The 13,766-nt window shown below is 67.6% G+C and carries 18 protein-coding genes and 1 pseudogene; 13 read left to right on the forward strand and 6 right to left on the reverse strand.

Annotation, left to right across the window (positions count from 1 at the left end; translation table 11 throughout):
* The first annotated feature begins 65 nt into the window (after nt 1-65).
* Both ACWCOM_RS12445 and ACWCOM_RS12450 read left to right on the forward strand, forming a co-directional pair.
* Nucleotides 66-893 (forward strand): DUF2382 domain-containing protein, encoded by an 828-nt coding sequence (locus ACWCOM_RS12445; RefSeq protein WP_454549054.1) that lies wholly within the window; start codon nt 66-68, stop codon nt 891-893.
* A 1,105-nt stretch (nt 894-1,998) separates the two neighbouring features.
* Entirely contained in the window at nt 1,999-2,403 is a 405-nt protein-coding gene (locus ACWCOM_RS12450; protein ID WP_454549055.1) for a RidA family protein, read from the forward strand.
* A gap of 15 nt (nt 2,404-2,418) precedes the next feature.
* Here ACWCOM_RS12450 and ACWCOM_RS12455 read toward each other — a convergent pair whose 3' ends face one another.
* Nucleotides 2,419-2,925 (reverse strand): IS5 family transposase, encoded by a 507-nt coding sequence (locus ACWCOM_RS12455; RefSeq protein WP_454549056.1) that lies wholly within the window; start codon nt 2,923-2,925, stop codon nt 2,419-2,421.
* Nucleotides 2,871-3,077 (reverse strand): hypothetical protein, encoded by a 207-nt coding sequence (locus ACWCOM_RS12460; RefSeq protein ID WP_454549072.1) that lies wholly within the window; start codon nt 3,075-3,077, stop codon nt 2,871-2,873. The genes ACWCOM_RS12455 and ACWCOM_RS12460 overlap by 55 nt, the downstream gene beginning before the upstream one ends.
* A gap of 115 nt (nt 3,078-3,192) precedes the next feature.
* Between ACWCOM_RS12460 and ACWCOM_RS12465 the strand changes: the two genes are divergently transcribed.
* A protein-coding gene (locus ACWCOM_RS12465) for an IS5 family transposase (protein WP_454549057.1) occupies nt 3,193-4,022 on the forward strand; the annotation gives its coding sequence in 2 pieces (ribosomal slippage) (nt 3,193-3,538 and nt 3,538-4,022; 831 coding nt in all).
* Nucleotides 4,023-4,162: 140 nt separating this feature from the next.
* Here the strand turns inward: ACWCOM_RS12465 and ACWCOM_RS12470 are convergent.
* On the reverse strand, nt 4,163-4,663 hold the full coding sequence (locus ACWCOM_RS12470) for a GNAT family N-acetyltransferase (protein ID WP_454549058.1): 501 nt from the start codon (nt 4,661-4,663) through the stop codon (nt 4,163-4,165).
* A 128-nt stretch (nt 4,664-4,791) separates the two neighbouring features.
* Here ACWCOM_RS12470 and ACWCOM_RS12475 point away from each other — a divergent pair, with 128 nt between their 5' ends.
* The 5 genes from ACWCOM_RS12475 (at nt 4,792) to ACWCOM_RS12495 (ending at nt 7,872) form a co-directional block, all read left to right on the forward strand.
* Entirely contained in the window at nt 4,792-5,256 is a 465-nt protein-coding gene (locus ACWCOM_RS12475; RefSeq protein WP_454549059.1) for a hypothetical protein, read from the forward strand.
* Between the two features lie 283 nt (nt 5,257-5,539).
* Nucleotides 5,540-5,827, forward strand: a complete 288-nt coding sequence (locus tag ACWCOM_RS12480) for a DUF4287 domain-containing protein (RefSeq protein ID WP_454549060.1) — start codon at nt 5,540-5,542, stop codon at nt 5,825-5,827.
* 527 nt (nt 5,828-6,354) lie between these two features.
* Nucleotides 6,355-7,053 carry a GAF and ANTAR domain-containing protein gene (locus tag ACWCOM_RS12485; protein ID WP_454549061.1) on the forward strand — a complete coding sequence of 233 codons (699 nt, stop codon included), beginning with the start codon at nt 6,355-6,357 and terminating at the stop codon, nt 7,051-7,053.
* A gap of 133 nt (nt 7,054-7,186) precedes the next feature.
* Entirely contained in the window at nt 7,187-7,570 is a 384-nt protein-coding gene (locus ACWCOM_RS12490; RefSeq protein ID WP_454549062.1) for a hypothetical protein, read from the forward strand.
* Entirely contained in the window at nt 7,567-7,872 is a 306-nt protein-coding gene (locus ACWCOM_RS12495) for a hypothetical protein (RefSeq protein WP_454549063.1), read from the forward strand. The genes ACWCOM_RS12490 and ACWCOM_RS12495 overlap by 4 nt, the downstream gene beginning before the upstream one ends.
* Before the next feature lie 337 nt (nt 7,873-8,209).
* On the opposite strand, the gene ACWCOM_RS12500 is transcribed toward ACWCOM_RS12495, so the two are convergent.
* Complete coding sequence (locus tag ACWCOM_RS12500) at nt 8,210-8,428, reverse strand: DUF4193 family protein (protein ID WP_454549064.1); 219 nt, start codon at nt 8,426-8,428, stop codon at nt 8,210-8,212.
* Nucleotides 8,429-8,542: 114 nt separating this feature from the next.
* Between ACWCOM_RS12500 and ACWCOM_RS12505 the strand changes: the two genes are divergently transcribed.
* Entirely contained in the window at nt 8,543-8,836 is a 294-nt protein-coding gene (locus ACWCOM_RS12505) for a hypothetical protein (RefSeq protein ID WP_454549065.1), read from the forward strand.
* A 90-nt stretch (nt 8,837-8,926) separates the two neighbouring features.
* Here ACWCOM_RS12505 and ACWCOM_RS12510 read toward each other — a convergent pair whose 3' ends face one another.
* A complete protein-coding gene (locus ACWCOM_RS12510; protein WP_454549066.1) occupies nt 8,927-9,400 on the reverse strand; it encodes a cupin domain-containing protein in 474 nt (157 codons plus the stop codon).
* Between the two features lie 330 nt (nt 9,401-9,730).
* Here ACWCOM_RS12510 and ACWCOM_RS12515 point away from each other — a divergent pair.
* From ACWCOM_RS12515 to ACWCOM_RS12525, 3 genes and pseudogenes are all read left to right on the forward strand, one after another.
* A pseudogene (locus ACWCOM_RS12515) lies at nt 9,731-10,204 on the forward strand (recombinase family protein); the annotation flags it as partial.
* Nucleotides 10,205-10,319: 115 nt separating this feature from the next.
* Nucleotides 10,320-10,640, forward strand: coding sequence for a putative quinol monooxygenase (locus tag ACWCOM_RS12520; RefSeq protein ID WP_454549067.1), 321 nt, complete (start codon nt 10,320-10,322; stop codon nt 10,638-10,640).
* Between the two features lie 306 nt (nt 10,641-10,946).
* Nucleotides 10,947-12,188: a low temperature requirement protein A gene (locus ACWCOM_RS12525; protein WP_454549068.1), complete on the forward strand. Its 1,242-nt coding sequence runs from the start codon at nt 10,947-10,949 to the stop codon at nt 12,186-12,188.
* Between the two features lie 31 nt (nt 12,189-12,219).
* Here the strand turns inward: ACWCOM_RS12525 and ACWCOM_RS12530 are convergent, their stop codons facing one another.
* Nucleotides 12,220-13,110, reverse strand: coding sequence for a LysR family transcriptional regulator (locus ACWCOM_RS12530; RefSeq protein ID WP_454549069.1), 891 nt, complete (start codon nt 13,108-13,110; stop codon nt 12,220-12,222).
* 178 nt (nt 13,111-13,288) lie between these two features.
* Between ACWCOM_RS12530 and ACWCOM_RS12535 the strand changes: the two genes are divergently transcribed.
* Nucleotides 13,289-13,639, forward strand: a complete 351-nt coding sequence (locus ACWCOM_RS12535; protein ID WP_454549070.1) for an alcohol dehydrogenase catalytic domain-containing protein — start codon at nt 13,289-13,291, stop codon at nt 13,637-13,639.
* Nucleotides 13,640-13,766 lie beyond the last annotated feature (127 nt).

Here is a 13,766-nt window from a genome sequence, read left to right on the forward strand (position 1 = left end):
GGCACCGTCTGCGCCGGACTCTCACCAACGAGTTCCTACCACACGAATCACACACAGGAGATCTCATGGCCACCTACGACGTCAACGCCCTTCTCTCCGCCACCGCCGTCGGATCGGACGGCGACAAGATCGGCAAGATCGAGCAGGTCTTCCTGGACGACAACACCGAGGAAGTCACCTTCGTGACCGTCAACACCGGTCTGTTCGGCACCAAGGAGAGCTTCGTCCCGGTCGAGGGCGCCCAGCAGGACGGCGACCGCCTCGTGCTCCCCTACACCAAGGCCGTCGTCAAGGACGCCCCGAACGTGGACGCGGACCAGCACCTCTCCCCGGCCGAGGAGGAGGAGATCTACCGCTACTACCAGATGAACTACTCCGGCGCCGCCGGCCGTGACGACCGATACGCCACGGAGACCGATCACCACGCCGTTGCGGCGGCCGGAACCGCTGGGGACGGCCGGAATGACCGGTACGCCGACGACACCGCGGACCGTTACGACACGGCCGCGCGCGCTGATCTCGACGACAACGAGGTCATCCGTCACGAGGAGCGTCTGCGCGTCGGCAAGCAGCGCGAGGAGTCCGGTCGCGCCCGGCTGCGCAAGTACGTCGTGACCGAGCACGAGAGCATCGACGTCCCCGTTGAGCGCGAGGAGGTCCGGATCGAGCGCGTTCCCCTCGATGGCACCGAGGTCACCGGCGGCACCATCGGCGAGGAGACCGTGGAGGTCACTCTCCACGAGGAGCGTGCCGTGGTGGCCAAGGAGACCGTGGGCGTCGAGAAGATCGAGCTCGAGAAGGAGACCGTTGCTGAGACCCAGCGCGTCGACGCCGAGGTCCGGAAGGAGCAGGTCGAGATCGAGACCGACACCGACCGTCGCGACCGCATCTAATCGCACCCGATCGACTTTGGGGCCCCCGTCACCGTTGCGGTGACGGGGGCCCCGTCGTCCCGGACGCGGTTCACCCTACGGCCCGCCGGGCACGGCCGTGCGGTAGACCAGGCGTAGTAGACCAGGCCCAGCGGGACCACCCGCCGCGGCCGCCGCGCACATCCCTCCGGTAGCCCAGGGCCCCATGAGCATCGGGCCAGTGCAACCCTCACGTCCATGCACAGGAAGTCGGTGGACGTGGACAGCCACACGCCGGTGGGCGGGGCCGAGCGGACCGCGGCGGCCTGGGCTACCGACGTGATGTCGGACCTCGGAGCAGCACCTCTTCGTGACTGCACGGGCTCCGTCACGGAGCGCACACCGAAGGGTCCGTCACACAGCGAAGCACATCCCCTACCCATGGCCAGTTTGCTGCCTGGCGCCTACCCTGAAAAGGCGCTGTTCCGATGCACAACGCCGCGGAAAGGCCTGGGGATGCCATCGGCGTCACCCCCCGACGGCCCCGCATGCCAGGTGAACACACCGGCACGGACGCGCCTTCCGCCCCCGTCCCGCGGACGGAAGGCGCGTCCCCATCTACAGGACTGTCCGACCAACGGATAATCCTATTGGTGTGCAGCAGCTAAGAGGTGTTGCCGACCGATTGGCTCCAGCCAGTATTCGTATCGGTGCAGGCGATAAATACGCCGGCTCCTTCTGCCGGCAACGGACGTAGGATGACGGCACGGATTCGTTCTGGTCCGAGGACGTGGTCCCTGTGGCCCTTTCCCGGTTTTTCCCTTCCTCAGCTACAGCATCAACCGCGCCCGATCCTCCGACCCCGGAGCCCGATGATGGGGACGTCGATCCGTCAGGGGCGCGTGTACCTGCCGAGCAGACGACAGCCCATCGCGCCGTCGTAGCCCCTGCGCCGCCGCCTGTCCCGTCCGTCCCCGCTCCGGTGGCGGCGCGACAGATCGCCTAGTGCCTGTTCTGCGAAGCGGTAGGTGCTGTTCCGGAATTCGTCTGCCGCAGATATGGCAGTCAGCTCAGCCGCATGAAGCTCATTGAGGCTCACTTGAGAGGATCAGGCTGTCCGACTCCACCACCAGAAAGTCCCACACCCATGCCGAAGGCAGTGACCCTCATCCGCTCCGATGCCCTATCTGACGCGCAGTACGCCTACGCAGCCACAGCCCCGACCGAGGCGCGCCTAGTCTTTCTGGCCGGCTCCTGCCCCTTAGAGAAGGACGGGACCACCGCGGCTGTGGGCGATTACGCCGGCCAGGCGGTGAAGTGCATTGAGAACATGACGATCGCGCTGAGCGCGGCAGGGGCGGCGCTGGAGGACGTTATCAGCACCCGGGTGCTGGTCGCCTCGAACCAGCAGGCGGACCTCGTCAGCGCCTGGAGCGTGGTACGCGATGCCTTCGGCGACCATGACGTTCCCAGCACTTTGCTGGGCGTGACCGTGCTGGGCTATGACCATCAGCTTGTCGAGGTCGAAGCCGTAGCCGCCGTGCGTGATTGATGCTCGTCCCGCCGATCATCGAAGCCAGAGAATCGTGGCAGCGATGAGAATCTCCGCCCGGTAGTAGGCGACGCGCTTGGCGTATCGGGTGGCCAGGTCGCGGAATTGCTTGAGCCGGTTGCAGCATCGCTCGATCACGTTCCGGGTTCGGTATAGCTCCTCATCGAAGATGGGAGGTCGCCCGCCTCGGCTGCCCTTGGCCATACGGTGCCTTACCTGGTTGGCTTTCTCCGGGCTGATGAACCGCACCTTCCGCCGCCGCATTGCAGCACGGGAAGAGGGGTGAGCGTAGGCTTTGTCCGCTACTACGGCCTGCGGTCGGGTCCGTGGCCGACCAGCACCGCCCCGATGCACCCGGATTTCCGCCAGGACCGGCAACAGCTGTGGGTTGTCCCCGGCCTGCCCGCCAGTGAGGACCACGCTCATCGGCAGACCGCGCCCGTCAGTGGCCAGGTGGATCTTGGAGCTCAGCCCGCCGCGGGAACGACCCAGGCCTTCACCGTCCACGACGAGAGCCTCCACAGCCGGGGCGCAGCCCCTTTTTTGCGGGCTCCGGCCGCGTGCTGGTGAGCCCGCACCACGGTCGAGTCCACACTGATCACCCACTCGACTTCACCCGCTACGTCATCCTTCGCGACCACGTGGGCCAGAAGCCGTTCCCAGGTGCCGTCCATGGTCCACTTCCGTAGGCGTTCATGGGCGGTCTTCCACGGCCCGTAGCGCTTACACCTGGTCTCAAAACCCGATCGGCCGTTGCTCGTCCTTGTTCGGTTGGCCGACCATGCCTGCATGGCCAAGAGGAAGCACCAGTGGATGGTCGATGATCAGCTGTGGGAGCTGATCGCCCCGCTCATCCCGCCCCAGCCACCGCCTCGAGGTCCTGGCGGGCGGCCCCGGATCGATGACCGGGCCGCCTTGGAGGGAATCCTGTTCGTGCTCCATACCGGGTGCCGGTGGCGGGATCTGCCCCCGGAGCTGGGTTGCGGATCCGGGCACACGGCCTGGCGGCGGCTGCGCCACTGGCAGGAAGCCGGTGTGTGGGAGAAGCTGCACCAGCGGGTGCTCGATGAGCTTTCCGAGGAGCAGATGCTGGACTGGTCCAGGGGCAGCATCGACTCGGTGTCAGTGCGGGCTAAAAGGGGGGCGAGCTGACCGGCCCCAACCCCACGGACCGCGGGAAACCGGGGACGAAGTACCACCTGCTCACCGACGCGGCCGGGCTGCCCCTGCACGTAATGGCCTCGGCCGCCAACGTCCACGACAGCAAACTCTTCGAGCCGCTGCTGGAGACCACCCCATCCGTGCGTGGCCGACGGGGGCGCCCGGGCCGGCCACGGCGCCGCCCGGAGAAGCTGCACGCGGACAAGGGCTACGACTACCCGAGGTGCCGCCGCTACCTGCACCGGCGAGGCATCAAGGCCCGCATCGCCCGTCGTGGGATCGAGGCCAAAACCCACTTGGGCCGGCACCGCTGGGTCGTGGAGCGCACCATCTCCTGGGTCCTGCGGTTCAAGCGCCTCGGGCTGCGCTACGACCGCACCGAAGCCACCCTGGTGCCGCTCCTCCTGCTCGCCGTCACGCTCATCAACGTCCGTCGACTGCGGCAAGCGACTCAGTGATACGACCACGTTCAAGTCTCAGGCCGTTTGTCGTGCCCACGCCAATGACCACCGGCCAAGAGTGCTACGTCTCCAATCCCAGCACGGGGCCCAAGCAGACCGAAGGCTCGTGAACGACCGCAACAATGTCCGGAACGGAATCACCCGTCAGATGACACCGCACCTGAGTCGCCTATCGAACGATCAGGTGGCGCGGCAGATACCCGTGGCGCTACTGCCTTGCGGTAATGCCGCGAAGACTGGATGTAGCCGTGGCGTTCGTAGAACCGGTGGGCTCGCTGGCGCCGGTTCGATGTCGAAAGCTCCAATACAGTGGCCCCCATCTCCCGGGTCACCTGCTCCGCCGCTTCCAACAGCAACGCACCGACACCGTAGGAACGCACGGCTTCGTCGACCACCAAGGCAGTGAGCCTGGCCTTGTAAGCGCTCTCGGTCAAGAACGGCACCCGGTGGACGTGGGCCAGACCGACCACTCGAGACCCGATCTCCGCCACCAGGCACCGGTCATCTGGCGAAGCGGCGCTCACCCAGATTCGCACCCAGTCCTCTTGAGGGGTGTAACCCAGTTGCACGAGCAACCCCACCATGGCGGGGACATCAGTGCCACAAGCCCGACGGATCCTCATGGCGGAGGTGTCCACGACCACGATGACCCTCTCTCTCCATGGATACTGATCGGCACCATGCCGAGCTTTCTCCCGGTGTCTCGTCATGGGCCACCATCAACTCTACGACGCTGTTTTAAGACCAGGTCTAAGGCAGGGGGACGATGCTGACCAGGGTCGACAAGGTGCTGCTGGTGCTGTGGCTGATGCCTCTGGCCGTCGGCGGAAGCGCTGGGGTGAACACCGGCGGGGACGAGCGGATGGTCATCCTCTTCGTCACCGGGCTCATTGCTCTGATGTACGTGATCACGGTGATCAGCATGTTCCGCTACGCCCGCCGCCGGCGTGCCTGGGCCGAGCAGATGGCGCGCGAGGAAGCTGACCGTGACCACGTGGAGGGGCGGATGTTCTACCCCGGGCACGGCTACATCGACACCCCGCGAGCCCGCGGACGGTCCATGATCACCAGCGACGCGATGAAACTGTTCATCGTCATCCCCGTCGCGGTCTTCTTCGGCGTCACCCAGGGGGAGTGGACCTTCGCCGTGCTCGCCCTCGAGTTCATCACCATGCTCACCATGGGCGTCTACCTCCACGAGCGGGAAACGGAGCTCGACCCGGCCAAGTGACGGAAAGCCCGAAGCGGCCGAGTCGAGCGCCCAAGGCGGGCCATGACTCTTCGTCGCAGAATGGGTTCCGCCATGGAACCTGGTGTCGAGCCGGCGTGGGTGAGCTGGCCGGCGCACGGACAGGTGCTGTGCCGTGCGCAGGAGGCAGACCCCCTCCGGCCAGTAATGGGCACACCGCGCCGATGCGGGGCAGGGCGGGGTTCTTGACCATGTGGGCGACGGTGCCCAGACTGAACACCCCGGAGCGCGCCGAGCGACGGCGCCGGAAGTCGGAGGTGACCGCATGTCCTTCCAGGCCTATCTGGACAGCATTGAAGCGAAGACGGGGCTGACGCCGCGGCAGTTCGTCAGCCTGGCGCACGAGCGCGGGTTCGACTCCACGACAAAGGCGACCCCGATCATCGAGTGGCTCAGAGACGACTACGGCATCGGCCGTGGCCACGCCATGGCACTGGTCCACGTCATCACCAAGGGCCCCAGCATCAGCGCCAAGCACGTCGGGGGTACGGGGACCCACCGTGACCAGTCGGACACTCTCTGGCTCGACGGCGCGGCGACCCGTCCGCAGTAGGCCCTCGTCTCATCCCCCGGCGTTTCACGAACTTCGCCTCGGCACCAGGTGGGCGGCGGTCGGTCCCCGTCGGCGCGCCCGATAGCGGACGGAACTCCCCAGTCGTGTCGCGGTAGAGGTTCTTCTACGGGCGTTTTGCGCGTCGAGGTCGCACCCGGAGGTAGGGGACAACAACATGCCATCCGGTTCGCGCATGGCTGGTGCGCGGGCCCGTGAAGGAGGTTGCCCCAAGGGCGAGGCTTCCGCTGGGATGATCAGTGGGCTGTCTGTCGGGTGGTCAAGTAGCCGGCTACCCGGCAGGCAGCGCCCGGGGCGGACGGTATCGAGTCCGCCGGTCAGGGGCGGATAGTGGGTCCAGCCCGGTCCGGGGTGCTCCTGTTGGAGGGCTGGCGGTGGTGGGGTGGTGCGGTAGTGTTCTGCCTCGGCGCCGGGGTGGTGTCCTCCAGGGGGCTGATGCCGTCCGCTGGATTCTGCCAGTGATCTCGGAGTGTCTCGCGATGACTCAACCTCTTCTGTCGACTTCGCAGGTGGACCGGCTGCAGGACCTGTTGCTGAACAGCCCGCATCTGAAGGACTTCCTCGACGACTTCACCCAGATGATGGCCGACTCCCTGGCCATGGACGGGGAAGAGGTGTGGTGCGGGGTCACGGTGCTGCGCCGCAACCGCGCCGGCACGGTGGCCTCCTCCGGAGCCCGGGCCCGTGCGGTGGACGAACTGCAGTACGGCTTCGGTGACGGCCCGTGCCTGACCGCTTCCCGGGAGCAGCGACTGGTGCACGTGGCGGACATGGGCACCGAACCGCGCTGGGGGGACTACACCAAGGCCGCGATCGCTGAGGGCATCCACTCCGCGGTGGGGGTGCCCTTCGAGCTGGGGGAGGAGGCCACCGCGGCCCTGGACGTGTACTCCGACCGGGCCGACCGGTTCGACGAGGCCACAATCACCGAGATCCAGCGGCAGGTGCAGGTGACCTCCAAGGCGCTGCGCCTGGCCGTGCGCATGGACCGGCACCGCACCACCCAGAGCGATCTCGAGGCGGCGATGGCCTCACGCACGCACATCGACCTGGCGGTGGGAATGATCATGAACCAGCAGCAGTGCAGCCAGCAGGAAGCCGCGGAGCTTCTGCGCGCCCTGTCCAACCACCGCAACGTGAAGCTGCGGGACCTGGCCGAGCAGATGGTCACCGCCGCCGGACCGGTCACCCCCCACTTCAACTACTGACCCCCGGGGACCTGGACCATTGTGACGTAGACCACTGCTGACGGCGCTTACCCCGCCGCCAGTGGTGTTCTAAGCTATTGCCCTGGTCAAGTAGCGGCCCTTCTGTTCCCGTACCCAGGATGCGAGAAGGCCGTTGAAACCCTCCAAACTCTCTGTCGCCGTCCAGGTCGATCTGGACGGCCGCCACGTCACCATCAGGGTCACCACTGGTGCGCTGACCGTACTGTCCCAGCAGGGGCTGCACGCGGTGATCCGCCGCGCACGCACCCTCACCCCAGCCACCACGGTCACCGTGGACCTCACTCCCCTGTCCCGGGTCGAGGCATCCGCTGTGGGGTTGCTCCGCCAGGCGCTGGAGAACCCCGGGCGCACCGGTCGAGGGGGTGCGGTGCGGCTGGTGCTGCCCACGCCGGCACCTCGAACCGGGGATGGTGTCGATGGTCCCGGCGACCGCGGTGGCCGTCTTCCCGAGGTGTCGCTGCGCGGCGTGGATGCCGGCCAGGAGGTGGCGGCGTGATCGGCCACCAGCAGACCCGCACCGACACCCTCAGTGATCCGGCCGGTGCGTCGTGGCGTGCACCCGGGCTCGACGTGCTGGAAGGCAGCACACGGCTGGGTCCGGACGAGGCGTTCCCGGCGGAGCTGGAGTCGCTGACGCTGGGGGAGCTGCAGATCCTCCACTCCCGGGTGTCCCTGCAGCTGGAGGACGAACACCTGGAAGCCCCGGCAGGCCCGCACCCGGTGACCCTGGATCGCCACCAGGAACTCCTGGACGCCCTCGACGCCCACCGCCACGCTCGTGAGGGCGAGGGATGGTGAGTGCGCCCGGGTCCTCGGTCGCGGTGCTGCCGGCCCACGCGTTGACGCCGGGGCGGATCGTGGAGATCTGGGACCAGGACACGTTCTGCTACCACGCCCAGGTCGAAGAACACGTCCCCCGCCTCCACGTGGCCTGGGTGCGCGAAGCCGGCCTGGGACACCGCCGACTCGTCCTCACCGACCAGTGCCGCCACCCCGGGCGCACGGAACCGGCACCGAAGGGCCCAGCGCGATAACCCCACCACCACCGGCCCCATCCGGTGGGTAAACGGCCGACGGCCCGGGTCCCGGCGAGTGGTGCGCCGGGACCGGGGCCGTGCGCCCGCGGGCGGGGAACTCAGCCCGCGCAATCCCCGCAGTAGCTGGTGCCCGCACTGGTGCGGACGAGCTGAAACCGGTGGCGGACCAGGAAGCAGATGCGGCAGGTGAACTCGACGTTCTGCTCGGGAATGGCGGCCACGGTGAGCTCTTCGCGGGCGAGGTTCGCCCCGGCCAGGTCGATGCCCTCGGCGGTGTCGAAGTCCTCGGCGTCGATCACCGCCGGGCCAGGAGCCATGCTTTGCCAAAAGGCGGAGAAACGCAGTGATGCCCTGCAACGCTTAGTGATGCACCAAGTTACTATGGGGTATAGAACGAGCGGGGACGGCATACGGGCTCGAGGGGGCTTTTGATGACAGGCGCGCTGATCACGGTGACCACTCGCGCCGGTGCGTTCCTGACCGCGGTGGCCCTGGCGGGGCTGTGGCTGTCCATCAGGGCTGACCAAGCACTGGACCCCGTCTGGATGGCACTGCTGATGGCCGGGGTGCTGATGCTCACCCTCGGGGTCGTGTCGAGGTTCGAGCGCAGCTCGCGCCTCTGGGCCCGCCAAGCCGAAGCGCAAATGCTGGCACGCCGGCACGAGCTGCAATCGCTGGGAATCACCTCAAGCCCCTCGCCTCGGATGTACTCCAGCGCACGGTAAGAGCACGCAGTCGGTTAGCCCACGGCGGCCACGAGCAAGCCACCTTACATAGGGCCGGTTACCGGACAGTCAGGTAATCGTTGTAGCAGCTCAGGCGGTCTCTTCGCCCTGGTCGTCGACCTCATCGATCCACGGCGGTGGCTCGTCGCGGCCCTGCTCCTCGTCCTTCTCGGCGTCTTCCGGAGCCTTGTGCACGATGCCCTGCGCGTGGTGCGTGGGCGCGTAGATCGTGTAGAGGCGCAGCGGCTCGTCCCCGGTGTTCTCCACGTCGTGCCACGTGCCGGCGGGCACTTGGATGCTCCAGCCGTCCTCGACGTCCTGCTGGAACGAGAGATTGTCCTTCGAGGGCCCCATCTTCGCGCGGCCCTTGCCGGCGTCGATGCGCAGAAACTGGTCGGTGCCGTAATGCACCTCGAGACCAATCGCTCCGCCGGGCTCGATCGACATGAGCGTCACCTGCAGGTGCTTGCCCGTCCAGGCGACGCGGCGGTAGTCAGCGTTCTCCGTCGTGGCGCTCTCGATATCGAACGCGTTCGGTTTCGGCCCGTTGTCGGTGATGTCCATGACCGTATCTTGTACCTCTCCCCGGAGGATCGCCAGGGTGGAGAACCGTCCGACGCCGATCCACTTGTCCCCGCGGCGCCGGGGGTGGGGAGAGGGCACACAGCGTTGGTGATCTGCTCGTCGCCGGTCCGAGGCACCCGGACTTACATCAGCTTGTCGATGTCCACTCACTCGGGTGCCCAAGGTCGGTGACAAGCCCACGATTGTGCTCGTCGATCACCGGGGACCAGCTCCAGAAAAGGTCCGGTCATGGAGCGGCGGGGTCAGGTTAGATGACCTGGGCGTGTTGGGGGGGGCACCCGCTACCGGCGGATCCGGGAGCTACATGAAGTGTTTGGCGGCCGCGCATCGCGTCCGGCCTTCGACACGGCGGTGGCTGCGCTCGGGGAGGGTGACACTCTGGTCGCCACCACGCTGGACCGGTTGGGGCGGTCGACGTAGAACATGCTGGTCTTGGCCGAGGCGCTGCGGGGTGGGGGTGCTGGGTTGCGGGTGCTGAACCTTGGCGGGGGAGACGTGGACACGGCCACCCCGATGGGGTCGATGGTCTTTACTGTTATGGCGGCGTCGGCGCAGATGGAGTTGGAGATCAAGCGGGATCGGATCACCGACTCGGTGGCCAAACGCCGGGCCGCCGGCAAGGACCTCGGCGGGCGGCCTCAGGCCTTCACCGACTCTCAGATCCGCAACGCCCTGCGGCTCATCGAGGGTGGGGAGCCGGCCTCTCAGGTCGCCCGTGACCTCGGCATCTGCCGAGTCACCCTGTATCGACGCCTCCGGGAGCTGCCCCTGCCGATGATCTGATGGTCCTATCTCGGTTCTCGAGGGGGCATTCGGCGCTGCCTCATCGGGCACCGCGATCCGCCGGGTGCACGTGCCTGGTATGCATAGACATTCGGCACATTTTTTCGGAAGGAGCATGATGTTCAGCTTGTGGGTCACCCTGGAGATCCGACCGGAACGCCGCCAGGAGTTCCTCGCGGCCATCGAGACCAATGCCGAGGCGTCCGTGCGCGAGGAGGAAGGCTGTTACCGCTTCGACATGATCGAGCTTGAGGCGCCCGGCTCCAACCGCTTCGCCTTCTACGAGCTCTACCGCGACGAGGTCGCCTTCGAAGTGGAGCACAAGCAAGCGCCCCACTACCTCGCCTTCAAGGAAATCGCCGCCCGCGCGGTGGTGCCCGGCAGCCAGACCAACTTTGCCGGCACGCTGGTGCACAGCGTCACTGCCACCGGCTGAGCCTCCTCGGAGACGGTGATCCCCATCGCGGAGGGACTCACCATCTCGGGCCTGCCCGACTCACGAACGAGGGATTCCATGACCCGCATCACCACCGATCACCACGGCACCCCCTCCGGCCATGGCATGCCCATCGACTCCCGTGCTGTAGCTACCACGCCCCCTCGATTCCAGGATCGGTCATGTGGAGGGGGTACCTGCTGGCGGCGCTGACCACCGTCGCGGCCATCGCCAAGGTCGATACCGTGTGACCGGCACTGGAGTGGTTGCGCCCTCTCCTCGGCCGCGTCGAGCCGCCAGGAGTTCATGAACGTGGCCGTGGTCTGCGGCATCCCCGGGGCGAGTACCGGCGTGGTGCGCGTCGTCCCGGGTAATCTAGGCGACATGAGCGGCGGCGCAGCAGCGTCCGGTGAGCAGGCATCCGAGGGCACGGCGGACCGGTCGGTCGGGACGCTGGAGCTGTTCTTCGACCTGGTCTTCGTCTACGCGATGTCCCAGGTTACGATCCTGATGCTGGCGGACATCTCCTGGGCGGGCTTCGGACGCGGCCTTCTGGCTCTTGCCGCAGTGTGGTGGGCCTGGGTGTGCTACGCCTGGCTGACCAACACCTCCGACCACGCCAGGCATGCGCACCGATTGCTGATCTTCCTTGCGATGGCGGCGATGCTGATCGCGGCAGTTGCGTTGCCGCAGGCATTCGGCGCGCGGGCGCTGGTGTTCGGGCTCGCGTTCCTGGCGGTGCGACTGATCCACATCGCGCTGCTGGCTCTGGACGTGCGGGGTGAGGCGGCCGTGGGTGCGGCCGCGCTGCGGTTGGTTCCCACCCTGCTCACCGGGCCGGTGCTGCTGGTGGCCGCCGCGTTCGTCGACACACCGGGGCGGGAGCTGTTGTGGATCGCGGCGGCGGTGATCGACTTCTCCGGGCCGGTTCTGGTCGGTACCACCGGCTGGGGTGTAGCGCCCACCTACTTCGTGGAGCGGCACGGACAGATCATCATCATCGCGCTGGGTGAGGCGATCGTGGAGGTGGGCGCCGGCGCCGAAGACTCTCTGGGGCAACCGGGTGTGGTGACCGCTGTCCTCCTGGCCGTGCTGATCGCGGCCGGGCTGTGGTGGTCCTACTTCGGTTATCTCCGCGGCGGGGCTCAACGGCGGCTGCGCGGCACCGGGAACCGGGAGCGGGCCCGGCTGGCGCGCGATTCTTACAGCTACCTGCATCTGCCGCTGGTGGCCGGGGTGGTGTTCTTCGCCCTCGGGGTGCACGAGGCCGTCGCGGGTGCGGCCGAGCCGCTCCCGCTGTTGCCCGCCGTCGCCCTGGCCGGTGGCGTCGCGTTGTTCTTCCTCGGTGACGTCGCCTATCGGTGGCGCGATCACCACCAGCTCGCCGCCGATCGCCTTCTTGCCGCGGTGGGGGCTGCCGCGCTGATTCCGGTGGCTGTGTCCGCGCCAGCGTTGGCGGCGCTGACCGGGCTTGCTCTCGTCTGCCTGCTCCAGACCAGCTGGGAACTCTGGCGCCACCCCGCGATCGGGCCGGTCGACAGCTCCTGACCCTGCAGCGTCTTCAACGTTCCCGCTCGTCCTACCCCGAGGTGTCGGTGAGCAGGGTGATGATGTCGGGGAGGGCGGGGTGGGCGGGTTTGTGCCAGATCAGTTCGACGGGGGCCGTCAGGGGCGGGTCGAGGGGACGGACGACGATCCCGGGGACCGCGAGGTGGGCGGCCACCGCCGGGGCGACCGGTGCCACCCCGGACCCGGCGGCGACCGCGCGGAGCAGGGCTTCGGGGGCGTTGATGAGATTCGGCAGGGTGAGCACCTGCTCGGGACGGGACAGCCCGGCGGGGAGCAGGCGGGCGAGAAGGTGGTCCCAAATGCCGGGGAAGAGTTCGCGAGAGATCAACACGACCGTCTCCTCGGTCAGCTCGGTGACCGGGACCGCTGCCGCGGCGGCCAGCCGGTGCCCGACCGGCAGGGCCAGGTGCAACGGCACCTGGGCCAGGACGGTGCCGGGGAGGTCCTGGTCCTGGGCGCAGCGGACCCACACGATGGCCGCGTCGAGGTGCTCGTCGCGGACGGCGCGGATCGCTTCGCAGTCGGTGGCCGTCGCAGCGGTGACCTCCAGCTCGTAGTCCGGTCCGGCCAGGTGGGCCAGGGGCCCTTCCAAGATGTGCTCCACGCCCGGGACGACGCGCAGGCTCAGGTGCCGGTGGCGGCCGTCGGAGCAGCCGACCTCGGTGCGGGCGCGCTCGGCCCGGGCCAGCAGGACGTAGGCGTGTTCGAGCAGCACCTCCCCAGCGGTGGTGAGGTCCACGTGGCGGGGGCTGCGCTCGAGCAGGGTGACGTGCAGGTCCCGTTCCAGGACCTTGATCTGCTGGGACAGCGACGGCGCCGCGATGCGCAGCCGGGCCGCGGCCCGCCCGAAGTGCCGCTCCTCGGCCACCGCCACGAAGTACCGCAGTTGTCGCAGCTCCATGGCCCGCCACATTAGTCCCTGACTCACGTGCCGGAGGAATTATGTCCTGGTCGTGACCTGCGGTGATGGGCAAAGCTGGGGATGCGTTGACGGGCAGCCTGAAGAGGTCGCCGAAGCCGATGGGGCCGGCCGGGTCGGCGTCATCGTCGTTGCAGCACCAATGTCGAGGAGGCTCACCATGAAGGCAGTGGTCTACAAAGGACCCAACGACGTCGCCGTCGAGGAGGTGCCCGACGCGAAGATCGAACGCCCGACCGACGTCCTGGTGCGGATTACTGCCACCAATATCTGCGGGTCGGACCTGCACATGTACGAGGGGCGCACCAGCTTCGAGACCGGGCGCACCTTCGGGCACGAGAACCTCGGGGAGGTCGTGGAGGTCGGTGACGGTGTGGACAAGGTCAAGGTTGGTGAGCGGGTCGTGCTGCCGTTCAACATCGCTTGCGGGTTCTGCAAGAACTGTGAACGTGGCTTCACCAATTACTGCTTGACCATGCAGCCCGAGCCGCAGTTGGCCGGGGCGGCTTAGTACTGCAACGACAGATTGTGACTGAGTGCCGAGTCTGGTATTTGGTGGTGTGTGCAGGCTCAGATGGTGCAGCAGTGGGCGGGCGCCTTTCCGGCGTTCTGCGGACGGTTCGCCGAACGGTTCCCGC

The sequence above is a fragment of the Kocuria sp. KH4 genome (assembly GCF_053711175.1).